This is a genomic window from Polynucleobacter rarus (assembly GCF_003072505.1).
GTDB classification, from domain to species: Bacteria; Pseudomonadota; Gammaproteobacteria; order Burkholderiales; family Burkholderiaceae; genus Polynucleobacter; species Polynucleobacter rarus.
In genome coordinates, this window is sequence record NZ_NTGB01000001.1 from 2,064,094 (window position 1) to 2,088,461 (window position 24,368).

Sequence of the window (24,368 nt, forward strand, 5' to 3'; positions counted from 1 at the left end):
ATGATCTAAAAATTACTTTTTAAAAACAGTTTTATTTTTCAACATAGAGATGGTTATGACGAATCAATTGATGAATCGCGTATTACTAGGATTGCTGATTAGCTTAGGCATGAGTTTTCAATTACAAGCTAATGAGAACAAAACTATTCGCGCCTATGTTGGATATGTAGCAGGTAGTTCAACTGACATTGCAGCTCGAATCGTTGGGCAAGCACTCGGAGATGAACTCAAACAAAACGTCATCGTTGAAAATCGCGGCGGTGCGGCAGGCAATATTGCAGCAGATGCAACGGCAAAAAGTGCGGGGGATGGCAGCACCATCTTGGTCGCACAAAATGGACTTGCTATCAGTGTTGCTTTAAATAACAATTTGCCTTTTAACGGCACAAAAGATTTAATTCCAATTGCTGGTTTTGCTGCTACGCCCCACATCTTAGTCGTGGGAGCCAACTCCCCCTATAAAAACGTTGCAGATATTATTGCAGCGGCAAAAAAAGAACCTGGTAAGTTAACCTATGCCTCGTCAGGCATTGGTAACTCTGACCATATGGCGGGGGAAATGTTTGGTGTTCTCTCTGGAATTAGCGCCATTCACGTCCCCTATAAAGGTGGCGCCCCCGCATCCACAGATACGATTGGTGGGCAAATTGATTATTATTTCGCCGGCATGCCAGTTGGGCTTGCGCAATATAAAGGTGGTAGGATGCGGGCTCTAGCGGTGACCAGTAAAGAACGTTTTTCAGGCGCTCCTGAAGTACCAACCATGCTAGAGGCTGGCGTGAAAGATTATGAAATCACCTTATGGCAAGGTATCTTTATGCCAGCAGGAACGCCGATTGAAATTCAAAAGAGGATTAGTGAAGCAACCTTAAAGGTACTCGGTCAGCAGAGTGTCAAAGACAGTTTCACTAAGGCAGGTATTCAAATGGCGCCGCTGAATCAAGATGACTTTAAGAAATTATTTTTATCGGATATTAATCGTTGGAAAGATATCGCTAAAAAATCGAATATCAAATTAAATTAAGAATCAATTTTAATGAGTCAAAGGAGATGTAGATGAAGAAAATAAGTATTTCGTGCATTCTAATAGCGTCACTGACTATTACTTCATTCTTCGCTCATGCTCAAGATGCAAAGAATTTTCCGAGCAAACCCGTCCATTTAATCATTGGGTTTGCCGCAGGTGGAGGATCTGATTCGACAGCTAGAGTTTTGGCTCCAAAATTACAAGAAATGTTAGGTCAAACTGTCATTATCGATAACAAGCCCGGTGCTGGTGGAAACCTTGCTAGTGACTTTTTATTGAAGCTTCCTCCTGACGGCTATAACATTGCTCTCACGACAATTGGTTCTTTAGCGATTAATCCGCATATGCCTGGCGGGACGAACTTCAACCCTCTGAAAGACTTTACTTTCTTATCACAAGGCGTCGTGTTTCCGAATGTACTAGTGGTTAAAGCAGATTCGCCAATTAAAACTTTGAAAGATTTTGTTGAAACCGGTAAAAAATCTGGCAGCTTTATTACCTTTGGCTCATCGGGTCAAGGCAGTACCGGGCATCTTGCTGGGGAGCTTTTAAAAGTTCGTTCTGGTATGAATGGTCAACATGTGAACTACAAAGGTGGAGGTCCTGCAATGAATGACCTCCTTGGTGGCAATATTGTGGCCATTTTTGCTAGTACGCCCACCGCAATTCCTTTTATTGAAGCTGGCAGACTTCGCGCCCTTGCGACTACGGGAGTGAAAAGAGCAGACTCTTTACCGAATATTCCTACGATTGCAGAGCAAGGATATCCAGGGTATCAAGCACAAAATTGGTATGCCTTCATTGGCCCAGCAAAGATTCCAGCTGAGATACAGAACAAATTGAATCAAGCAATTGTGGCAACGCTCAAAGATCCTGGTACAGCGGAAAAACTTCGAAATATCGGAGTTGAACCGGCACCATCCACCCCAAATGAACTCGCTGAATATACCAAGTCAGAGTATGAAACTTGGGGCAAGATCATCAAGACGATTCAATGGGAAAAATAATTCCATAACAAAGGCTTAAATATGGGTTCCACTATTTCAGAAAAAATCTTAGCTGCACATGCAGGCGTCAGTGAAGTCAAGGCAGGACAAGTCGTGGTCTGCAATGTTGACTTTGCGATGGTGACTGACACGCGGGCGGGCAACGCATTTCAAGTCATGAAAAAATTAGACAAGCCCGCTTTAGGCTTTGCTAAAAATACTGCCATGGTTTTAGATCACTACTCTCCCCCACCTCACGAGGAAGCAGCCCAAACCCATCAATCAATGCGCAACTTCTCAAAGCAAGCTGGTACGCATTTGTATGATATTGGTGATGGCATTTGTCATCAAGTACTGCCAGAAGGTGGTCATTTAACAAGTGGCAATTTAATCGTTGGCACAGATACGCACTCGACGACTTACGGCGCATTTAACGCCTTTGGAACAGGGATTGAAGGTAGCGATGTTGTGGGCGTTATGACCAGTGGCAAAATCTGGTTAAGGGCTCCTCAAACAGTGAAGGTTCATCTTGATGGCCAGTTGCAGCCGGGTGTGTGGGCAAAAGATATTACTTTAACGATGTTAGGTAAATTCAAAGCCGAGGGCCTCAATTACAAAGCGATCGAATATGTTGGCACTGCTGTGAGTGCGATGGATATTGATGATCGCATGACCTTGTGTAATCATGCCGCCGAGTTAGGGGCTAAAGCTGCTATTCTTGAGGCGGATGAAAAAACGATTAATTGGTTAAATGCCCACGGGGCCAAAACACCACAACCAGTTTTTGCGGATGCGGATGCGCGCTATGAACAAGAAATCCGAATCAATGTCAGTGACCTGATACCACAAGTTGCCAGAAAACATGCCGTAGATGATATTGTCGGTGTCAACGAAATTACCCAACAAAAAATTCAATTCGCCCTCATTGGTACCTGTACGAATGGACGACTAGATGACATTCGCCAAGCTGCTGCTATTTTAAAAGGCAAGAAACTTGCTCCTGGTGTGCGCATGATTATTACTCCAGCTTCTCGTCAAATCTATTTAGCCGCCCTTCGCGAGGGCTTGATTGAGATTTTCAGTATGGCTGGCGCGTCCTTTGAATCTGCCGGCTGTGGGACTTGTGTAGGCATTACCAACCATTTAGTACCTGGTGATCATGAAGTGGTGATTTCGACCGCTAATCGCAATTTTAAAGGTCGACTCGTCAATCCGAATGCAGATATTTGGCTCGGCTCAGCCGCAACTGTTGCAGCCTCCGCTTTAACTGGCTATATTACTGACCCAAGAACCATTGATGGTGGGACATGGAGGGCTGTAGCGTGAACAACATTATTGGTCAAGCTTTCAAATTAGGGGACGATGTCAATACTGACATCAATTGTTCAAGTAAATATGCGCCAGGTAAAGATAGTCAATTTATCAGTACGATTGCTTTTGAGCAATTGAACCCTGGATTTAGTCAACGGCTAAAACAAGCTCAAGGTGGCATCATTGTGGCGGGTGAGCATTTTGGTATCAACTCCTCACGCGAACAAGCCATTGCCGTCTTACACCTCATGCAAGTTCGCTGTATCTTGGCCCCCTCTTTTGGACGCCAGTTTTTCAGAAATGCCATTAATAATGGCTTGGCCATTTTGGAATGTGACACTAGTCAAATTTCAGATGGCGCAAATTTAAATATTGATTTACTAACTGGTTTAGTACAGGTTGAGTCCAAGCAGACAATTCAAGCAAGTCTACTACCGAAAGAAGTATTAAAAATCATTTCGATGGGTGGTCTAATTCCATTCCTCAATCAACATCCCGACTGGAATTTTCAAGCGTGACAAAATCTACTGCTCTACAAAAAAGACAACAATTACGCCAGTTAATCGCGCAAGACCAAACCTTAATTGCGCCAGGTATTTATGATGGTTACGGTGCTAAGTTAGTTGAAAACGCAGGGTTTGCTGCCGCTTATATGACCGGCAACGGTGTCTCAGCCTCTTTGCTTGGTCGTCCAGATATTGGGCAGGTAGATTTAACGCTCATGACAGATCACGCCAGACGCGTAGCCCACAGTATTAATGTGCCCTTAATTTGCGATGCTGACACAGGCTATGGTGGGGTATTTAATATTCAACGCACAATTGAAGAGTTTGAAGCTTCAGGAGTCAGCGCGATTCATATCGAGGATCAAATTTTCCCAAAACGCTGCGCGCAATTTGAAGGCGCTCGAAAAGTGCTAGATCGAAAGGAAGCTGTTTCGCAAATACAGGCGGCAGTAGCTAGCCGAGTCGATTCCAGTTTCATGATCATTGCGAGAACGGATTGTGCTGAGAGTTTGGGATTAGAGGAAGCAATTCTGAGGGCGAAAATTTTTATTGCTGAAGGTGCTGACGCCGTTTTTGTCGAATTAAAACCCCATCCTGATGCATTAGCAAAAATTGCCAGTGTCAAAGCAGAGGTCAATGCAACCTGTTTGTATAACCTCGATGTGGGTGGACCCATCTCCCAATTAAAAACAGCCGATATGAAAGCCTTAGGCATCGACATTGGCATTCGTCCTAGTCTGGCAAGAGGTGTATTTGGTTTTGCGATGTCACAAGCTTTAAACAGTCTAAAAGAAAATGATAATTTGCAGTCTATCCAAAATCAAATATGGAGTGGCAAAGAATACAATGCAGCGCTCGGACTTGCCGCCTTGGAAGACTGGGAAAAGAAATTCACTTAAATCCTCAAGGGTAAAAGTCAGTATTGAAGCACCAATGTTGTGCATTTAATCTCATTAAAATTTTCAAATTTAATTCAATCTTATCAATAGCTTGAATTCAAGATCAAGCTTGATCTTGAACAAATGAGGCGACCGAAAGCCTTGCCCCAAATTGTGGTTTCTGCACCATTAAAGTTCCCTTCAGTAACATCTCCCCCTTTGGTTCTTCTATATTGAAGACAAGACTTATGGAGGAATCATGGCAAACATCGACACTAAAACCCTTTCATCAAATACCCTCACATCAATCACTAAACCAGAACCTGATTCTAGTCGCCGTAAACTGATTCAAACCATTGGCGCTGCTAGTATTTACTCTCTGGTTGATCCTCTAGTTAAATCCGGTGCTTGGGCCGCAGGGTCGGACGCTCCAGAAAAAACAGATGTCAAGATTAGTTTTATTGCTTTGACCGATTGCTCCTCCGTAGTAATGGCCAATCATCTCGGTCTTGATAAAAAATACGGTATCAAAATTATTCCGACCAAAGAAGCCTCTTGGGCTGCGATTCGTGATAAGTTAATTAATGGTGAAAACGATTTATCCCACATTCTTTATGGACTAGTTTATGGTCTTCAAATGGGTATCGGGGGACAACAAAAGGACATGTCTGTTCTCATGTCAATTAACCATAATGGCCAAGCAATCACTCTATCCAAAGCACTCTACCAAAAAGGAGTGACTGATGGTGCGAGCTTAAAAGCCCTTATGGATAAAGAGAAACGCGATTACACCTTTGCCCAAACCTTTCCCACGGGAACTCATGCAATGTGGCTTTATTATTGGTTAGCCAATTACGGCATTAACCCATTTAAAGATGCCAAAATTATCACTGTGCCGCCACCACAAATGGTTGCCAACATGCGCAGTGGCAACATGGATGGTTATTGCGTGGGTGAGCCTTGGAACGCCCGAGCAATTATCGACGGCGTTGGTTTTACGGCAACAACAACGCAAGCCATTTGGCAAGACCATCCAGAAAAAGCTCTAGGTGCAACTGCAGAATTTACTAAGCGTTATCCCAACACCTGTAGAGCCGTCGCATCAGCCATTTTAGAAGCTGGTAAATACATCGATTCATCGGTAACTAGCAAACATGCAACTGCTGAGGTCGTCTCAGCTCCCTCCTTTGTTAATACCGACATTAATGTGATTCAAGACCGTATGATGGGACGCTACAACAATGGTATTGGCAAGTCTTGGGATGATCCCAATGCGATGAAGTTTTATAACGATGGTATGGTGAATTACCCCTATTTATCTGACGGCATGTGGTTCTTAACGCAACATAAACGTTGGGGTTTATTAAAAGATCACCCTGATTATCTTGGTGTGGCCAAAAAAGTGACCAATATAGCAGTTTACAAAGACGCTGCCACAGCCACTAAAACACCTTTACCAAAGAGCGAGATGCGCTCTAGTAAATTATTTGACGGCGTTACTTGGAATGGTACTAACCCTGCTGCCTATGCAGATAGCTTCAAGGTTAAGGCATGAGAAAGCAAAAACTTGTCTTAATTGGTAATGGGATGGCGGGTGTAAGATCGATTGAAGAATTACTCAAATTGGATTCTGATCTGTACGATATTACGATTTTTGGTGCTGAGCCCCATCCCAATTACAACCGCATCTTACTTTCACCGGTCTTAGCCGGTGAGCAAACGCTTGAACAAATCGTCCTAAATGACTTGGACTGGTATCAAAGCAATGGCATTCATCTTCATCTCAATAAAAAGGTTGTGAAGATTGATCGTAAAGAGCGAACTGTTACGACGGATGACGGTATTGTCGAAAGTTACGACAAATTATTACTAGCAACTGGTTCGATGCCTTTTATTTTGCCTGTGCCTGGCAACAATTTACCGGGTGTGATTGCTTACCGCGATATTAAAGATACGAACGAGATGATTGATGTGGCGACGCGTTATAAAAATGCTGTCGTGATTGGTGGTGGCTTATTAGGTTTAGAGGCAGCAAACGGTTTAGCCCTCAGAGGAATGAGTGTCACAGTCATTCACTTAGCATCCTGGTTAATGGAACGGCAATTAGATCAAGTAGCAGCTGATTTATTACAAAGCTCTTTAGAAGAAAAAGGCTTGAGATTTTTACTCAGCACGTCTACCGAAGCGATTTTACCGAATGCTGCAGGTGATCGAGTTGGCTCCATACGTTTTAAGGGTGGCCTAGAAATACCGGCTGACCTCGTTGTGATGGCTGCAGGTATTAAGCCCAATACAGCCTTAGCAGAGTCTGCTGGACTTTACTGTAACCGCGGGATTGTCGTCAATGACACGATGCAAACTTTTGATCCAAGAGTCTATGCAGTAGGTGAATGCGCCAATCATCGCGGGATTGCTTATGGCTTAGTGGCACCCTTATTTGAGCAAGCTAAAGTTTGTGCGAATCATTTAGCTGAAATTGGTATTAGTGTTTATAACGGCTCGGTAACTTCTACCAAATTGAAAGTGACCGGCGTAGACCTTTTTTCTACCGGTAAATTTATGGGGGGTGAAGGTACTGAAGAAATTACCCTAGCTGACCCCATTGGCGGGGTTTACAAGAAGCTTGTAATTCAAGATGATCGTTTGGTTGGTGCTTGTATGTTTGGTGATACGAGCGATAGTACATGGTACTTTAAGCTCATGCGAGATGCAAAAAACATCTCTGAAATTCGTGACTCCTTAATGTTTGGTGAGTCGAACATTGGTGATGTTGGACATCAAGGACATAATAAGATCGCTGGCATGAATGATGCCGATGAAGTTTGTGGTTGTAATGGTATTTCTAAAGGGGCTATTGTTAAAGCAATTCGTGAACAAGGCTTATTCACACTCGATGAAGTTAAAAAATGTACAAAAGCGAGTAGTTCTTGTGGATCTTGTACTGGCTTAGTAGAGCAAGTACTCATGAATGTTTTAGGTACTGATTATTCGGCTACTCCACGTAAAAAATCCATCTGTGGCTGCTCAGAACACTCCCATGAGGAAATTAGAGAGGCAATCCGTTCTAAACATCTGATTTCACAAGACCAGGTTCGTGCTGAACTCGCTTGGCGCACACCCAATGGTTGCGCTACTTGTAGACCAGCACTGAACTATTATTTGATTTCAACTTGGCCTCACGAAGCCCAAGATGATCCACAGTCACGTTTTATCAACGAACGCGCTCATGCAAATATTCAGAAAGATGGCACGTATTCGGTTATACCGAGGATGTTTGGTGGCTTGACAACTCCTGCTGAACTGCGTCGAATTGCGGATGTTGCAGAAAAATATAAAGTGCCAACCGTCAAAGTTACTGGCGGTCAGCGGATTGATTTACTGGGTATCAAAAAAGATGATTTACCAGCTGTTTGGAAAGAATTGGATATGCCCTCAGGTCATGCCTACGGTAAATCGATTCGAACTGTCAAAACCTGTGTTGGTGATGAACATTGTCGTTTTGGCACTCAATCCTCCATGAAAATGGGTGTCGATTTAGAGCGAATGTTATTTGGCATGTACGCTCCCCACAAAGTCAAACTAGCAGTCTCAGGCTGCCCGAGAAATTGCGCAGAAGCAGGCATCAAAGACGTTGGTATTATTGGCGTTGATTCTGGTTGGGAACTTTACATCGGAGGCAACGGCGGCATTAAAACGGAAGTGGCTGAATTCCTATGTAAGGTAAAAACAGATGAGGAAGTCCGTGAGTACTCAGGTGCTTTCCTACAACTCTACCGCGAAGAAGCTTGGTATTTAGACCGTACTGTGCATTATTTAGCCCGCGTGGGTATGGAATATATCAAACAAAAAATTGTTGAGGATACTCAAAGTCGCAAAGCACTTTATGAACGACTACTATTTGACTTAAAAGATGCTCCAGATCCTTGGAAAGATTTTGAACGAGCTGGGGTTGATATTCGTCAATTTAAATCCATTCCGATTATTGAGGAAAATCATGCCAAATAATGTGGATAGTGTATTGTGGAAAAAAATTCTGCCTGTCGAAGATATCCCAGTAATGGGGGCAAGAGTATTACAAGCTGAAGTGGGACCAATCGCCATCTTTAGAAATGCCCAAGATGAAGTCTTTGCCATCTTAGATGAATGCCCTCATAAAGGCGGTCCTTTATCGCAAGGGATTGTTCATGGTAAAAGTGTGACCTGTCCCCTGCATGCTTGGAATATTGATTTATCAACTGGTTGTGCGCTAGAACCGGACGTTGGTTGTGCAAAGGCATTCATGCTCAAAGTCGATGCGGGAAACGTTTATCTCAATTTAGAAGAAATCAAAGCACCTCATGCCTGAAGTTAAAAGCACCTGCTGCTATTGTGGGGTAGGTTGTGGTGTCATCATTGAAACCACCGAAAATCAAGCTGGCAAATTAGAAGTCAGTGGCGTGCGGGGAGACCCAAATCATCCTGCAAACTTTGGAAAGTTGTGTAGTAAAGGTTCTACTCTTCATCTCACCGCAAATCCAGTTTTACAACAACAAGCACGCCTTGGTTTTCCGGCGATTCGAAAAAGTAGAACTAGTGATCCGACCCCTGTAAATTGGTCGGAAGCAATCGAAACGATTGCCACACGCTTTGCACAAATCATTGAGAAGTTCGGGCCAGACTCGGTTGGCATCTATGTTTCGGGTCAACTATTAACTGAAGATTACTACATCTTTAACAAGCTCATGAAAGGTCTAATTGGTTCGAATAATATTGATACCAACTCCAGACTTTGTATGTCTAGTGCAGTCGCAGGTTACAAACAAACTCTGGGTATGGATGCCCCTCCTTGTTCTTATGAGGATATCGAACTCGCCTCAACTCTTTTTATCACAGGCTCTAATACGGCTTTTGCGCATCCAATCCTCTATCGTCGCTTAGAGGCTGCTCGTCAAGCTCGCCCTGATATGAAAGTAATTGTCGTTGATCCCAGAAGAACGGATACAGCGAAAGAGGCGGATCTTCACTTACAGATTCAACCGGGTACTGATGTTGCTTTATATCATGGCATGCTTTACATCATGCTCTGGGAAAAATGGCTTAATGAATCTTATATTGCCTCTTTCACGACCGGCTTTGATGAACTAAAAAATATTGTCAGGGACTTTACCCCAAAAGCGGTTGCAGGTATTTGTGGGATTGCCGAAAAAGATCTATATCAAGCTACAGAGTGGTTTGCAAAATCTCCTGCTAGCTTGTCATTGTATTGCCAGGGTCTCAATCAGTCTTCTTCAGGCACCGCTAAAAATGCAGCGCTCATTAATCTCCACCTGGCGACAGGTCAGATTGGCAAACCTGGCGCTGGACCTTTTTCCTTAACTGGTCAACCTAATGCCATGGGTGGACGTGAAGTAGGTGGTCTTGCGAATTTACTATCAGCACACAGGGATTTAAGTAACCCTGATCACCGCAGTGAAGTAGCCAATTTATGGGGTGTTCAACAAGTACCTGATAAGCCTGGACTCTCGGCGATTCCAATGTTCGAAGCCCTGCGCACAAGAGACTTAAAGGCGATTTGGATTGTCTGTACGAATCCGGCTCAGTCCATGCCAAACCTGAATGCGGTGCATGAAGGTTTAGAGAATGCTGAGTTTGTAGTGGTCCAAGAGGCCTATGCGAATACTGCCACAACCCTCTATGCGGATGTGCTTTTACCAGCAACCTCATGGGCCGAGAAAATTGGTACTGTGACGAATTCAGAACGTACGATTTCTAAAGTAAATCCAGCGATTGATGCTTTTGAATCAGCTAAACACGATTGGGAGATTGCTTTAGAGATTGCCCTTGCTCTCGAAAAGTTATTACCAAACAATAAAAAAGATGGCGTCTCTAGTTTATTTCCTTACGCTACTGCTGAAGATATTTGGAATGAACACCGCAGAACGACAGAGGGGCGCGACTTAGATATTACGGGTCTCAGTTATCAGATTTTAGAGAATCACGGACCGCAACAATGGCCAATGCCAAAGGGTGCTACGCATGGGAAAAAGCGCTTATATGAGGACGGTATTTTTCCAACCAAAGACCAAAAGGCGCATTTTGTAGCAACCCCTTATAAAGCCACGGCCGAAAAAGTAGATGCCCGCTATCCATTTGCATTAAACACCGGAAGACTTCGGGACCAATGGCACGGCATGAGTAGAACAGGAACCTTAGGCACTCTTTTTGCTCATGCACCAGAACCAAGTATTGAAATTTCTCCGAAAGACGCTAGCAGAATGTTACTGACGAATGGTGATCTTGTTCACGTCACGAGTCGGCGTGGTAGCGAAATATTTCCCGTCAAAATTTCTGAAGATATAGCGAACTCACAAGCCTTTATTGCAATGCATTGGGGCTCGGAATTTATTTCAGGTTCAGCGAGTAAAAATCCTGGACGCGGTGTCAATGGCCTTACTAATCATCAAATAGATCCCATCTCTGGTCAGCCGGAGTTAAAACATGCTGCAATTAAAATTTTGCCGGCCAACTTACCTTGGCAATTAGTTGCTTTTGGTTTATTTCCGAAAAATGAGGCTTTTACGATTCAAAACTCTCTACGTAAACTCTTACCTCAATTTGGATCCGCCTACTGCGTCCTATTTGGTAGAGAACAAGATAGTTCACAAATTGGTGTCTCTTTTAAAGCAGCCCACGATGAAGATCCAACGAATGATCAAGATTCTACCGCTTCAAAGGCGATTAAAGAGGTGATGAGACTTTTTAAATTAGATGAATCCTCCTTAGATCCAGTATTGCGTTATTCTGACAATCGCAGGGGAGTTGTGCGCCTTGTGCGCGCTAAAGAAAAGGTACTCTCTGCGATGCTAACAGGGCCGATTGACAGTCTACCTAGTACCGTTTGGCTCAGGCAATATGTTGAACAGGGTTTTGATGCCAAACTACTAGGACGATCCTTGTTAGTCCCTTTTAGTAAGCCTCCTTTAGAGTTAAAAGCTAGTAGTAAAGCAATCTGTAATTGTTTCAATGTCAAAGAAGATACGATCAACGCCTTATTAAGCGCATGCCATCCACCCCTCGCTTCAGTTGAAGACGGCATGACCATGCTGCAAGATAAAACACAGTGCGGTACTAATTGTGGATCTTGCAAACCGGAAGTGAAACAATTAATCGTAAAATATTTTCAAGCGCAACCGGTGGCATAATCCACTCATGAGTATTTCATCCTATTTGAAAATTATTGGTAGAGGTAGCAAAGGTTCTGGCGATTTAAGTCGTGAACAAGCGCACGAAGTTTTTTCTAAAATACTCGCAAGCGAAGTCAGCGATCTTGAGCTCGGTGCATTTTGCATTGCCATGCGTATCAAGGGCGAAACCGTATCTGAATTATTAGGCTTCATGGATGCGGTAGAACCGCATCTCATTTCCTTAGATACCAGCTCAAAACCGACCATTATTTTGCCTAGTTATAACGGTGCTCGTAAGCAACTCAATTTAACACCCTTATTAGCAGGATTATTCGTAGCCAAAGGCTTTCAAGTCATTGTTCAAGGGGTTATTGAAGATCCTACCCGGGTCACTAGTCATGCCATTTTTGAACATTTAAACTGGCCCATATTAGAAAATTCAGATCAATTCGCTCAACTCAGCGCGCTCAACTTACCGATTTTTTGTCCTTTAAAGGTACTCTCACCTGATTTACAACGCATGTTAGATTTACGACTGCAAATTGGCTTACGTAACTCTGCCCATGTCTTGGCGAAATTAATCAATCCATTTAAAAAAACAGCTTGGCAGATCTCTAACTATACGCACCCTGAGTATCCGGAAAAGTTAAAAGAGTATTTTTTAGCAAGTGCCTCAAATGCGATTTTAATGAGGGGTAATGAAGGGGAACCGACTGCTTCATACCAACGACTACCTGAAATGCATTTTTTATATGCCAATCAATCAACCAGTAGTTCGAATGAGGAGCGCTTCGACTTTGTTCCCCCATTTGAAGAAATCAATGCTGAGGCAACTGCTAATTGGACTTTACAAATGTTAAATAATCCAAGCTCTGGCCCGATGTCTTTGATCCGACAAGCAGAACTCATTGCCGATCACGTCAGTCATTTAGTGAAGTCTTAAATCCCGGTTTTTAAACTACCTCTGTAACTAAGAGAAAAATCGATCCTGAATGGATTTTTCTATTCCTTGGTGATCAAGGCCAAGCTGAGACATTAATTTAGCAACATCACCATGATCAATAAATTGGTCTGGTAAGCCCATTTGAAGAAGATTGACTTGGATATTTTGACGATTAAAAAATTCTTGAACGGCACTACCGGCTCCACCCGCAATCACACCATCCTCAATCGTCACAAAGCCACGATGCGAAAGGGTTAACTCTTTGAGTAATTCTTCGTCTAGAGGTTTTACAAAGCGCATATCCACTAATGTTAAATCCAATGATTCACAAATAGGAATACATGCTTGTAATAACGTACCAAAAGCAAGAATTGCCAACTTTTGACCGCTCTCTTGATTAGAAGTTCTTCGGATTACTGCTTTGCCGATTGGCAAAGGTTCAAGACTTTCTGTGATGTGAACACCTGTGCCAGTCCCCCTAGGATAACGGACTGCACTAGGGTGCTCCGTTGCAAAAGCGGTATTGAGAAGAAGCCTTGTTTCATTTTCATCACTTGGTGTCATGAGTACCATATTGGGTACACATCTCAAATAAGCAATATCAAATGAACCAGCATGCGTGGCGCCATCAGCGCCGACTAAGCCCGCGCGGTCAATCGCAAAGACTACTGGCAAATCTTGCAAAGCAATGTCATGAATCAGCTGATCATAGCCTCTTTGTAAAAATGTTGAGTAAATCGCAACCACTGGTTTCAAAGCTTCACAGGCAAGACCGCCCGCAAAAGTCACCGCATGCTGTTCAGCAATCCCAACATCGTGATACCGAGTAGGAAACTGTTTTTGAAAACCACCCATTCCTGAGCCTTCACACATCGCAGGTGTGATGCCAATTAAGCGTTCATCCGCCTGTGCCATATCACAGAGCCACTGACCAAATACCTGGGTAAAGCTTGGTTTAGTTACTGCCCCTGCCGGCGCTTTAACGATACCAATCGATGGATCGAATTTACTTGGCCCGTGATAAAGAATCGGATTCGCCTCAGCAAAAGGATAACCTTTACCTTTTTTTGTCACTACATGTAAAAACTGTGGACCATCGCCCTCTAGGGACATCCGTTTGATATTTTCAAGAGTGGGTACGAGTGAGTCTAAATCATGACCATCAATCGGTCCAATGTAATTAAAGCCAAACTCTTCAAAAATATTCGCAGGCACGAGCATGCCCTTCGCTTGTGCTTCTAAGCGTTTGGCAAATTCTTTGAGTGGTGGCACGATTGACAATACATTACCAACCCCATTTTTTGTCGCTTCATAAAAAGGACTACTAATTAAACGAGCTAAATAGCGATTCAGCGCACCCACCGCAGGTGAAATCGACATATCATTATCATTGAGTACCACCACTAAAGGCAAAGTTCGGTTGGTGCCAGCATGGTTCATTGCCTCAAAGGCCATCCCACCAGTCATAGCACTATCACCAATAATGGCTACTGCAACGCGCCGTTCTTTTTTCAGTTGAGAGGCATAAGCCATGCCAGCTGTGGCTGAGATACTCGTTGAGGAGTGCGCTGTTCCAAAAGCATCATATTCACTTTCGGATCGTTTTGGAAAACCAGAAATGCCCCCAAATTGACGCAAATGTGCCATTTGCTCACGGCGACCCGTCAAAATTTTATGCGCATAACTTTGATGTCCCACATCCCAAACCAAACGATCATCAGGCGTATCAAATACATAATGCAAGGCAACGGCAAGTTCAACTGTCCCCAGATTAGAAGATAAATGTCCACCAGTTGAAGCTACCGATTCAAGAATATATTGCCTTAACTCATGAGCCAGTGAAGGTAAATCAGACCGGGTAAGTTTACGAAGTTCGTGGGGGAATTGAATGAAATTAAGTGGAATTGTCATGAAGAAAGAATACTTAAATTTTAGTGCTTACGCTGATTTGCCATAAAGATTTGTGTCAACATCTTTTGATACTCTTCCATAGACTGCTCATCAGACTGATGTAAAGAATGTAAAGACCCATGCATGAACTTATTAGCAAGCCCTCGGGCAAGTTCTGTCATGACCTTTAGAGGATCTTCTCCACGGATGAGTCGTTTTTTTGCTTTTTCAATCTCGATTTGCTGGAGTGCTTCACTTTTTTCAATCAAACTATTGATGAAAGGCACATTGGAGCGTTGATGTAACCAATGCATAAAGTGGTTTACTTGGGTATCGATGATTTCTTCAGCACTCTTAACCGCCTTGGATCGAAACTGCATACCCTCTTTAACAATCTCACCCAAATCATCTACGGTATATAAATAAATATCCTGAAGACGATTAATTTCTGGTTCAAAATCACGTGGCACCGCTAAATCAACTAATACCATAGGTTGACGTTTACGTAGATTTAAAGCTGTCGTGACCATGCCTAGGCCAATGATCGGTAAGGTGCTAGAGGTACAAGACACAATAATGTCGAACTCATGTAAACGCTTAGGAACTTCTGCAAGTGGTAAAAACACCCCTTGATGGCCTTGATTATTGAGCGTCTGCACCAAAGCTTGAGCACGTTGTGGAGTCCGATTGGAGATCGTAATGGATTTAGGTAACTTCGCCGAAAAGTGCGTCGCGCACAAATTAATCATCTCGCCGGCACCAATAAACAATACCCGTTGATTTTCAATCGGGCCTAGCACACGGGAACTTAACTTTACGGCAGCACTTGCCAAAGAAATTGCATGGGTACTAATTTCCGTGGTCGCCCTAACCTCTTTGGCAACAGAGAAGGTTTTATTAAACAATTGATTTAGATAAGTACTAATCGAACCTGCTTTTTGAGCTTCGGCAGCTGCCTGCTTCATCTGACCCAAAATCTGCGTTTCGCCAAGCACCATCGAATCTAAACCACAACCAACTCGGAATACATGTCTGACTGCCTCTGAAGCAACGGTTGTCTGCACATAAGGCATTAAATCTTTAACTGATAATTTTTTCTGGGATGCTAGCCAATCTAAGGTCTTGGCCTGAATCTGATTTTCGGAGATGTGTTGATCATTTGCCGCACAATAAACCTCCATACGGTTACAGGTCGATAAAATAGCGACCTCAGATGATGAATCTGAAGTGTGGTTTAAATAATTTTTTAAATCAGCTAAAGCATCTTGCATAGTGTCCGGCGCAAGGGCGACTTTTTCCCGAACATCTACCGGAGCAATCTGGTGATTAATACCGATGGTAAGAAGGTTCACACCTTCCTCCAAACACAGCGCGGTAAATTATGTTGATCAAGATTCATAAAAAAGGGCCAAACTTCCTCTGATTAACGATTCAAATCGTTACAAATAAGTTGCATCTCTAGCTAGAGAATTAGTGGGATACTGAATTTTATCCCATTTTTAGGCTTTTAACCGTATTATGAACTCGTTCTTGCGGGAAAGTGAGCTTGCATTCACTTTTGAAAAACTATTGAGAGGAAGTATACCAAAGGGGTATTTCAACAATAGTGAATACGTTCACAACACTGATAATCGTTAAGGTTATACTTGACTCTATGCCTGAAAGCCTTTTAAACACTTCCCATAAAAGACGATTTAAGGAAATATTCGCTTTAAAAGTAAGTTCATTGCGTATTTTCTTGCGTCCATCATATGTCCAACTCTAATTTATCCCTCATACCCAAAGATTGGCCCAACCGTAACTTGAGTACGAGTATTTTAGTAAATCATATCCAATGGCATGTACAAATCCATCGACACCTCGACCCTGAGGCGAAAACTATCTTATTGATTCATGGGGCGGGAGCTAGTTCCCACTCTTGGGAAAATATCTTGCCCAATTTAATGCAAGAATTTACAGTCATTGCTCCCGACTTACCAGGGCACGGCTTTACTACTGGGTATGATCAAAATTTATTAAAGATCGATGATATTGCATTCGACCTGCATTTATTAATCGAAGAGTTGGGCATTCCTAGTCCTAATATCTTCATTGGTCATTCGGCTGGAGCGAACATTTGCCTGGCTTTAAGCCTGCTTTGTGAGAGTGAACCTGACTTACTCATTGGGATGAACCCTGCCCTAGTCCCTCCACCCAATGCATATAAAATATTTTTAGGTCCATTAATTAATCCAATTGCGACTTCATCATTCATGGCCCATTTTTTGGCGAGTACCCTCAGATTATCGGGTGCTATCGATAAAATACTTGATTCGACCAATTCAGAATTAACTTCTCTGCAAAGATCGCGCTATAAAACTCTATTTAGTGAATCGAATCATATTAATAGTGCTTTAAGTTTCGTCGCCGCCATTGATATTCCTAAACTTTTAAAACAAAGTAGCAAAATTCACAGTCATTTGGCATTCGTACTTGCTAAACAGGACTCTTGGATTCAAATCGCATCTGTCAAGTCGGTGATTAAAGAGTATTATCCCAAAGCCTTGATTTATGAAGAAGAAGGTGGTCATTTGTTTCACGAAGCAAATCCCCTTAGGGCTCTAGAAATTATTCATACTACAATTCAAAATGTTTATTTTGATATTAAAGTGTCCAACTAAATTTCATGCTTAGTGCTATCAATATTTCTTGTCAAAGAGGTCGCCAAATGCTTTGGAAAGACCTTAGCTTGGAAACTGCGCCTGGCACGATCACTTTTATTCGAGGTGCAAATGGGCAAGGTAAATCCTCTTTGCTGAGAATTTTAGCGGGGCTTAGCACTCCTTATGAGGGCCAAGTTCTTTGGCAAGGTGAGCTTTTGAAAAAAAATCTTGATGATTTTCATCGCTCAATCAGCTATTTTGGTCATACCATTCCTCTGAAAGGGGACCTTAGTGCGATCAATAATCTAAGTTACCTCATGCAGATTCATGGTTTAAGTTATAGCAATGATGTTATTGAGCAAGCACTACTTGATTGGGGCCTACCAGCTAGAACCATTCACCTACCCGCTAAACTGCTTTCTCAAGGTCAAAAACAGCGAGTTTGCTTGGCCCAACTTCATTTAAGTCAAAGTGTAGTATGGATTCTTGACGAACCTTTTAATGGTTTAGATTTGAGCGGGTCGAATTTATTGTTAACTGCCTTTGCTAAACATTTAAGCCAACAAGGTAGTATCGTATTAACCAGCCACCTCCATTCGAGTTTACGCTTACCCAATTCCCCTCTGCAAGACTGTGCAGAGTCAATTATCGAATTGCAAGGGGTATAAAAATGACAACTCAAAGTAATTCCACTACCAAGACTAGTAGTTCAAACTTTGTAATTCTTTATTCAGTCTTTAAAAGGGATATAGGGCTTGCCCTAACTCGAAAAACCGATACGCTAGGCGCAATTTTTTTCTTTGCCTTAGTAGTGAGTCTTTTTCCTTTAGGAATTGGTTCTGAACCCAACCTTCTGCGCCAAATTGCGCCAGGGGTGATCTGGGTTAGTGCCCTTTTGGCAAGTATGCTTTCAACCAATCGCTTATTTAACGACGACTATCAAGATGGCATTTTGGAGCAGTTATTATTGTCCCCTTGCCCCTTAGAGTTGATTGTCTTCACCAAGATATTGGCGCATTGGTGTTGTACTGGTCTAATTTTATTGATTGTTTCTCCAATCTTAGCTATCCAATTTGATATGACCACTGAAACGATTAAGGTATTAATGATGGGTCTTGCCATTGGCACGCCTATTTTAAGTTGTATAGGCGCAATTGGCTCTGCCCTCACTTTAGGTCTAAAAAGCTCAGGGGCTCTTATTTCCCTCTTAGCTTTACCACTCTTGATTCCGGTCTTAATTCTTGGGACTTTGGCTGTCGGTGCGGTGGGCTCGAATGTATCTTTTTCGGTATACTTGAATCTATTAGCAGCGCTGTGTGTGTTATCCATTTTTTTTGGTCCCATTGCAAGTGCTGCCGGTCTAAGAATTGCCTTGGACTAGCCAAATAATTTGACAACATAATGGACAATTCGCATTTAAGCAGTTCTCAACCGACTAAAAAAATCAACTGGTTTGCATTTTCTGCTCCCAGTCGCTTTTATGCCTTGACTCAAAAAATAATCCCTTTATGTTGGTTTATGGCTCTAAGCTTTGGTATTGCTGGTCTAGTGATTGGGCTGCTATATGCCCCAACAGATGCTACTCAAGGGGATTCTTACCGAATTATTTTCATTCATGTACCGTCCGCATGGATGTCAATGGTCCTCTATACAGCAATGGCCTTTTGGGCGGCAATCGGTTTAATTTTTAACGCCAGACTGGCTTATCGACTTTCTATTTCAATTGCTCCAACTGGCGCTTTAATGACTTTTATTGCATTATGGACTGGCGCGTTATGGGGAAAACCTACTTGGGGGACCTGGTGGGTGTGGGATGCGCGGCTGACTACCGAGTTGATTCTATTATTTTTGTATATTGGCTACATTAGCCTTTACCAAGCGATTGATGATGAACGCAAAGCAGCTAAAGCAGCGTCATTGCTGGCTATCATTGGCGTCGTCAACGTACCGATTATTTATTTTTCAGTGAAATGGTGGAATACCCTACATCAAGGTGCCACCATCACCATGACCAAAGCTCCCAGTATGGAAAGTTCCATGTTACTGGCGCTCTTACTCATGACAGTGGCTTTTTGGGCCTACGCTTTTGCTGCAGTCTTTACTAGAACCAATCAAACATCCCTCATTGAGGATCATCATGCTGATTGGGTTAAAGCAGTTTTAACTCCTTCGAAAGCTTCATCATGATTTGGGGATCTTTTTCAGAATTTATTAGTATGCGAGGATATGCCCTTTATGTTTGGGGGTCTTTTGGGATGACTGCACTCTTGATGGCCTGGGAAGTTCTACAATTGCGTAAGAAAAAACGAGAACTCCATTTAGGGCGCGATGTATGAAACCACGGAACAAACGTATATTATTGATTTTGATAGGACTAGTGGCTCTTGGAGTCGCTGCGTTTTTTGTGTTGCGTGCTTTTAATGAAAATTTAGTTTTTTTCTACACTCCATCCCAAATCGCCAATCATGAAGCACCGACGAATAAAAGTTTTCGTATTGGTGGCATGGTCGTTGAGAACAGCTTGCAGCGTGAACCCGGTGGCTTGGAAGTGAAGTTTATTGTTACTGATACCGCACAATCCGTTCCTGTGCAATACGCTGGGATCTTGCCTGACCTTTTCAAAGAAGGTAAAGGCGTGGTGGCTGAAGGGCGGTTAAATGCACAAGGCGTCTTTGTAGCATCCCAAGTCTTAGCAAAGCATGATGAAAACTATATGCCTCCTGAGGCGAAAGATGCAGTAAAAGCTGCACAAGAAAATCAAAATAATTTAGCTAAGACTCTGCAAAACACGGACCCGAAAAAATGATTCCAGAAATTGGCCACTTAGCGCTCATTATTGCCCTCGTCGCATCACTCATTCAATGTGTATTACCAATGTGGGGTGCACATACCAACCAAACCCAATTAATGCAAGTGGCTCGACCAACAGCTTATACCCAATTATTTTTTGTGATCATTGCGTTTGTTGCTCTCATGACTTCTTTTATCAATAAAGATTTCTCCGTGATTAATGTGGTCCAAAACTCCAATGCGGATTTACCAACCATTTACCGGATTTGTGCTACATGGGGTAGTCACGAAGGATCTATCTTACTTTGGGGCTTGATGCTTGCTCTATGGAGCAGTGCTGTTGCTCGCTTTTCAAAACATTTAACCCTACCCATCTTAGCCAGAACTTTAGGTGTATTAGGATTTATTAGTTTTGGCACCATCTTATTTACACTGATTACTTCGAATCCTTTCCTAAGAATGATTCCTGCAGCCAGCAACGGGACTGATCTCAATCCTCTTCTGCAAGACCCAGGAATGATTATCCATCCGCCGATGTTATACATGGGTTATGTTGGTACCTCAGTAGTGTTTTCGCTAGCTATTGCTGCCTTGCTTTCCGGTAAATTAGATACCGCTTGGGCTAGATGGTCAAGACCTTGGATTACGGTTGCTTGGTGTTTTCTAACAATCGGTATTGCACTGGGAAGTGGTTGGGCTTATTACGAATTAGGCTGGGGTGGTTGGTGGTTTTGGGACCCTGTCGAAAATGCCTCTTTTATGCCATGGTTGCTCGGTACAGCTTTGATCCATTCACTTGCTGTTACTGAAAAACGCGGTGGCTTTAAGATGTGGACGGCCCTGTTGGCAATCTTGACATTTTCCATGTCATTGCTAGGAACTTTTTTGGTTCGTTCCGGTGTGATTACTTCAGTTCATGCCTTTGCAACAGATCCAGAACGAGGTATTTTCATCCTCATTTTCTTGGCTATTTTAATCGGTGGTTCTCTAACGCTTTTCTCCATCAGAGCACCCAAAGCGGTTGCTGGTGAGGAGTTTGATCTAGTTTCCAAAGATTCGATGTTGCTGACCAATAATATTCTTTTGCTGGTAGCTGCTGCTGCCGTCTTACTTGGCACTCTTTATCCCCTCATCTTGGAAGCATTAGGTCTGGGCAAATTATCTGTTGGTAAACCTTATTTTGATGCTGTCTTTGTACCATTGATGACTCCTGCTCTTTTTCTAATGGGCGTTGGGCCAATCACTCGTTGGCGTAGTGCAAAACCAATCGACCTAGTGACACAGTTAAGGTGGGCGCTTGGAGCAACGGTTGTTAGTGCAGTCTTTACGCCTTTTGTGCTGCGGAGTTGGACTCCTGGCATTGGCTTTGGCCTGTTTTTGGCAATCTGGATTACAACAGCCAGTTTAGTCAACCTATTCAACCGGATCAAATCTCATCCTGCTAATGCAATTTCGGCACTTCGTGCTCAAAGTGCCAGTTACTATGGGATGTTAATTGCACATATTGGTGTGGCAGTCTTTATCTTTGGCGTCACGATGGTCAATGGCTTTGAGGAAGAAAAAGATCTAAGAATGTCGGCTGGTACTTCAAACTCCTTGGCGGGTTATGATTTTGTTCTTAATAATATTCAACAAGTCCAAGGTGAAAATTATGTTGCCGCCCAGGCAACCATTACGGTCACAAAAGATAATCAATTCGTTACAGTAATGAAGCCTGAAAAGAGAAAATACTTTTCCTCACAAATGCTAATGACTGAGGCAGCGATTCACACTAGTTTCACTGGTGACTTATATATCTCAATGGCAGAAGCTATTAGTAACACTGAGTGGGGGGTCAAAATTCAATTTAAACCCTTCATCAATTGGATTTGGGGTGGTGCATTCCTAATTGCCTTAGGTGGTTTTTTTGCAGTCATGGATAAAAAATATCGCTTTAAAAAAAATAAGTCTCTATGAAACGTTTACCCCTCATCATTTTCGCTATTCTTGTCGTCTTTTTAGTAATAGGTCTTACGCTCAAGCCTAAAGAAATACCATCGCCCTTTATTGGCAAACCAGCTCCTGCTTTTGAATTAAGTATTCTTAGTCAAACTGAGCGCTTTGAACCAAAATCAATGCTTGGTCGTGTTTGGTTATTAAACGTATGGGCTTCATGGTGTACTTCTTGTCGTGAAGAGCATCCACTATTAATCGAGTTTAGTAAACAAAAACTCGTTCCAATCATTGGACTGAACTATAAAGATAAAGATCCTGAAGCTATCAAATGGCTAAATGATCTTGGTAATCCTTATGATTTTTCAGTGGTAGATGCAAAAGGTAAAGTTGGAATTGATTATGGGGTTTACGGCGTTCCAGAAACTTTTGTCATTGATAAGTCTGGCAAAATTGTTCATAAGCACATTGGCCCTTTAACACCTGAGGCGTTGAACAAGGATATATTGCCTTTACTTAAAAAGCTAAACTCATAATATGCATCACAAGAAATTGACTATTCAAAACTGGCCTCATGGTTTTTTTCGGAGCGTCTTGTTTATTCTCACTCTAAGCAGTCTGGGTCTATTAGCGGTCAATGCTGATGCGCAATCAAATATAGCGCAACCTCTTGCGAAAGATCCTGCTCTAGAAGCAAGGGTGATGGATATTGCGAAAGATTTACGTTGTTTAGTCTGTCAAAATGAAACGATCGCTGGTTCGCACGCTGACTTAGCAATCGATTTGCGTAATCAAATTCAAGATCAACTCGAAGCTGGGAAATCTAAAAACGAGATCATGCAATATATGGTGGATCGTTATGGCGACTTTATCTTGTTCAAGCCCCCAGTTAAATCATCTACTCTTGTTTTATGGTTAGGTCCCTTCTTACTTTTGCTTCTCGGGATGTGGACGCTTTGGCGTTTTATTAAAAAGCAATCTAAAACAAAAAAAGTGACAGTTTTTTCTGATCAAGATTTATCCCAAGCACGAGCAATGCTCGAATCTAAAGATTATTTAAAGAAAGATGCCGAGTGATTCTATTTTTAATCATTGCAGTTGTTCTTATTGGTATTGGCACCACTCTACTCATATTGCCTTTTTTTAGAAGCGCTAAGCAGAATTCAAGCTCTAACGAATTACCTCAATCACAAACAAGTCTTTCTATCCTGCAAGAAAATTTATCTCAACTAAAAGTTGAGCATCAGATGGGGCATGTAACAGATGAAGACTTTGCTAAACAACAGGAAGAGCTTGAAAAGCGTGCCTTAGACGAGGTCCTATCTGACGCTCAGCAAAATATCGCTATAGAAAATAACTTTGTGAAAAAATTACCTCTTTTTCTGGCAATTTTTATTCCCTTAGCAGTTGTAGGTTTGTATTTTATTACCGGTAATCCAAATGCAATTAACCCTCCAGCCGATCCCCAAGAACAACAAATTTTGCAGATGGCAAAACAGTTAGAGGATCGATTAAAAACGGACCCAAACAATGCTCAAGGGTGGGTCTTTTTAGCGAGAACTTATGGTGCACTGAATCGTCTAACAGATGCAAAAAATGCCTTTAATAAAGCTCTTTCTTTAGATCCTAAAAATAGTGATACCTTAGCTGATTTAGCAGACTTAGTTGCTTATGAAAATAAGTCAATGAATGGACAAGCCCTAGATTTAATCGATCAATCTCTTGCTGCCAATCCCAAGAATCCGAAAGCACTCGCCCTCAAAGGTACAGCAGCTTTTGAAAAAGGCGATTATGCTAGCGCAATTAAAAATTGGGAGTTGGCAATACCGAACCTAGGCCCCAGTGAGGCTGCATTTGCTCAAGGCTTAAATGCAAGTATCGCGGAAGCGAAAAATCTTTTAAAGCCAAATCAAGTAGTCGCCACCAACCCTGCACTGACCATTTCTGGAAAAGTAATGATTACCCCAGGTCTCCAAGGTCAAGTCAGCCCTACCGATATTGTGTTTATTTACGCTAAAGCAATTGAGGGTCCAAAACTGCCTCTTGCGATTATAAAATCTACTGCAGGTCAACTGCCGACTAGTTTCGTCCTTTCCGATGCGCAGTCAATGTCCCCACAATTTAAGTTGAGTCAATTTAAAGAGGTCAGTCTGACTGCCAGAATTTCTAAATCAGGTAACGCTATACCTGAGAAGGGGGACCTCATTGGTTTCATTCCTAAGCTAAAAATTGGTGAAAAAAATATACAACTCATCATTCAGGATATTCAACCATAGGATAAAAGGTAATGCTAACGTTCT

Annotated in this window: 22 protein-coding genes; 20 read left to right on the forward strand and 2 right to left on the reverse strand. The window is 42.4% G+C overall.

Going from position 1 to position 24,368, the window contains the following annotated elements; all coding sequences use genetic code 11:
• The first annotated feature begins 55 nt into the window (after positions 1–55).
• From AOC35_RS09820 to ybiB, 10 genes are all read left to right on the forward strand, one after another.
• On the forward strand, positions 56–1,024 hold the full coding sequence (locus AOC35_RS09820) for a Bug family tripartite tricarboxylate transporter substrate binding protein (protein ID WP_159077545.1): 969 nt from the start codon (positions 56–58) through the stop codon (positions 1,022–1,024).
• Between the two features lie 32 nt (positions 1,025–1,056).
• A complete protein-coding gene (locus AOC35_RS09825) occupies positions 1,057–2,034 on the forward strand; it encodes a Bug family tripartite tricarboxylate transporter substrate binding protein (RefSeq protein WP_108646915.1) in 978 nt (325 codons plus the stop codon).
• A gap of 21 nt (positions 2,035–2,055) precedes the next feature.
• Positions 2,056–3,339 carry a 3-isopropylmalate dehydratase large subunit gene (locus tag AOC35_RS09830; RefSeq protein ID WP_108646916.1) on the forward strand — a complete coding sequence of 428 codons (1,284 nt, stop codon included), beginning with the start codon at positions 2,056–2,058 and terminating at the stop codon, positions 3,337–3,339.
• On the forward strand, positions 3,336–3,842 hold the full coding sequence (locus AOC35_RS09835) for a LeuD/DmdB family oxidoreductase small subunit (RefSeq protein ID WP_159077546.1): 507 nt from the start codon (positions 3,336–3,338) through the stop codon (positions 3,840–3,842). Before AOC35_RS09830 ends, AOC35_RS09835 begins: the two co-directional genes overlap by 4 nt.
• Positions 3,839–4,729 (forward strand): isocitrate lyase/PEP mutase family protein, encoded by an 891-nt coding sequence (locus AOC35_RS09840; RefSeq protein WP_159077547.1) that lies wholly within the window; start codon positions 3,839–3,841, stop codon positions 4,727–4,729. Before AOC35_RS09835 ends, AOC35_RS09840 begins: the two co-directional genes overlap by 4 nt.
• Before the next feature lie 238 nt (positions 4,730–4,967).
• Positions 4,968–6,263: a CmpA/NrtA family ABC transporter substrate-binding protein gene (locus AOC35_RS09845; RefSeq protein WP_108646919.1), complete on the forward strand. Its 1,296-nt coding sequence runs from the start codon at positions 4,968–4,970 to the stop codon at positions 6,261–6,263.
• Positions 6,260–8,713: a nitrite reductase large subunit NirB gene (gene nirB, locus AOC35_RS09850; protein ID WP_108646920.1), complete on the forward strand. Its 2,454-nt coding sequence runs from the start codon at positions 6,260–6,262 to the stop codon at positions 8,711–8,713. The genes AOC35_RS09845 and nirB overlap by 4 nt, the downstream gene beginning before the upstream one ends.
• Complete coding sequence (gene nirD, locus AOC35_RS09855; RefSeq protein ID WP_108646921.1) at positions 8,703–9,053, forward strand: nitrite reductase small subunit NirD; 351 nt, start codon at positions 8,703–8,705, stop codon at positions 9,051–9,053. The genes nirB and nirD overlap by 11 nt, the downstream gene beginning before the upstream one ends.
• Positions 9,046–11,889 carry a nitrate reductase gene (locus AOC35_RS09860; protein ID WP_108646922.1) on the forward strand — a complete coding sequence of 948 codons (2,844 nt, stop codon included), beginning with the start codon at positions 9,046–9,048 and terminating at the stop codon, positions 11,887–11,889. The genes nirD and AOC35_RS09860 overlap by 8 nt, the downstream gene beginning before the upstream one ends.
• A gap of 7 nt (positions 11,890–11,896) precedes the next feature.
• Positions 11,897–12,814 carry a DNA-binding protein YbiB gene (gene ybiB / locus AOC35_RS09865; RefSeq protein WP_108646923.1) on the forward strand — a complete coding sequence of 306 codons (918 nt, stop codon included), beginning with the start codon at positions 11,897–11,899 and terminating at the stop codon, positions 12,812–12,814.
• A gap of 27 nt (positions 12,815–12,841) precedes the next feature.
• Here ybiB and dxs read toward each other — a convergent pair whose 3' ends face one another.
• Both dxs and hemA read right to left on the reverse strand, forming a co-directional pair.
• On the reverse strand, positions 12,842–14,725 hold the full coding sequence (gene dxs / locus AOC35_RS09870) for a 1-deoxy-D-xylulose-5-phosphate synthase (RefSeq protein ID WP_108646924.1): 1,884 nt from the start codon (positions 14,723–14,725) through the stop codon (positions 12,842–12,844).
• Between the two features lie 20 nt (positions 14,726–14,745).
• Positions 14,746–16,056, reverse strand: a complete 1,311-nt coding sequence (gene hemA, locus AOC35_RS09875) for a glutamyl-tRNA reductase (protein WP_108646925.1) — start codon at positions 16,054–16,056, stop codon at positions 14,746–14,748.
• A gap of 399 nt (positions 16,057–16,455) precedes the next feature.
• On the opposite strand from hemA, the gene AOC35_RS09880 reads away from it, so the two are divergent.
• The 10 genes from AOC35_RS09880 to ccmI are packed head-to-tail and all read left to right on the forward strand — an operon-like array spanning position 16,456 to position 24,344.
• Positions 16,456–17,364 carry an alpha/beta fold hydrolase gene (locus AOC35_RS09880; RefSeq protein WP_108646926.1) on the forward strand — a complete coding sequence of 303 codons (909 nt, stop codon included), beginning with the start codon at positions 16,456–16,458 and terminating at the stop codon, positions 17,362–17,364.
• 5 nt (positions 17,365–17,369) lie between these two features.
• On the forward strand, positions 17,370–18,014 hold the full coding sequence (gene ccmA, locus AOC35_RS09885) for a cytochrome c biogenesis heme-transporting ATPase CcmA (RefSeq protein WP_108646927.1): 645 nt from the start codon (positions 17,370–17,372) through the stop codon (positions 18,012–18,014).
• A 2-nt stretch (positions 18,015–18,016) separates the two neighbouring features.
• Positions 18,017–18,727, forward strand: a complete 711-nt coding sequence (gene ccmB, locus AOC35_RS09890) for a heme exporter protein CcmB (RefSeq protein WP_108646928.1) — start codon at positions 18,017–18,019, stop codon at positions 18,725–18,727.
• A 20-nt stretch (positions 18,728–18,747) separates the two neighbouring features.
• Positions 18,748–19,533 carry a heme ABC transporter permease CcmC gene (gene ccmC, locus AOC35_RS09895; RefSeq protein ID WP_108646929.1) on the forward strand — a complete coding sequence of 262 codons (786 nt, stop codon included), beginning with the start codon at positions 18,748–18,750 and terminating at the stop codon, positions 19,531–19,533.
• Positions 19,530–19,682 (forward strand): heme exporter protein CcmD, encoded by a 153-nt coding sequence (gene ccmD / locus AOC35_RS09900; RefSeq protein ID WP_108646930.1) that lies wholly within the window; start codon positions 19,530–19,532, stop codon positions 19,680–19,682. The genes ccmC and ccmD overlap by 4 nt, the downstream gene beginning before the upstream one ends.
• A complete protein-coding gene (ccmE, locus tag AOC35_RS09905) occupies positions 19,679–20,152 on the forward strand; it encodes a cytochrome c maturation protein CcmE (RefSeq protein ID WP_108646931.1) in 474 nt (157 codons plus the stop codon). Before ccmD ends, ccmE begins: the two co-directional genes overlap by 4 nt.
• Positions 20,149–22,092 carry a heme lyase CcmF/NrfE family subunit gene (locus AOC35_RS09910; protein WP_108646932.1) on the forward strand — a complete coding sequence of 648 codons (1,944 nt, stop codon included), beginning with the start codon at positions 20,149–20,151 and terminating at the stop codon, positions 22,090–22,092. Before ccmE ends, AOC35_RS09910 begins: the two co-directional genes overlap by 4 nt.
• Positions 22,089–22,604, forward strand: a complete 516-nt coding sequence (locus AOC35_RS09915; protein WP_108646933.1) for a DsbE family thiol:disulfide interchange protein — start codon at positions 22,089–22,091, stop codon at positions 22,602–22,604. The genes AOC35_RS09910 and AOC35_RS09915 overlap by 4 nt, the downstream gene beginning before the upstream one ends.
• 58 nt (positions 22,605–22,662) lie before the next feature.
• Complete coding sequence (locus AOC35_RS09920; RefSeq protein WP_245898475.1) at positions 22,663–23,145, forward strand: cytochrome c-type biogenesis protein; 483 nt, start codon at positions 22,663–22,665, stop codon at positions 23,143–23,145.
• Entirely contained in the window at positions 23,142–24,344 is a 1,203-nt protein-coding gene (ccmI, locus tag AOC35_RS09925; RefSeq protein WP_108646935.1) for a c-type cytochrome biogenesis protein CcmI, read from the forward strand. The genes AOC35_RS09920 and ccmI overlap by 4 nt, the downstream gene beginning before the upstream one ends.
• Positions 24,345–24,368: the final 24 nt, after the last annotated feature.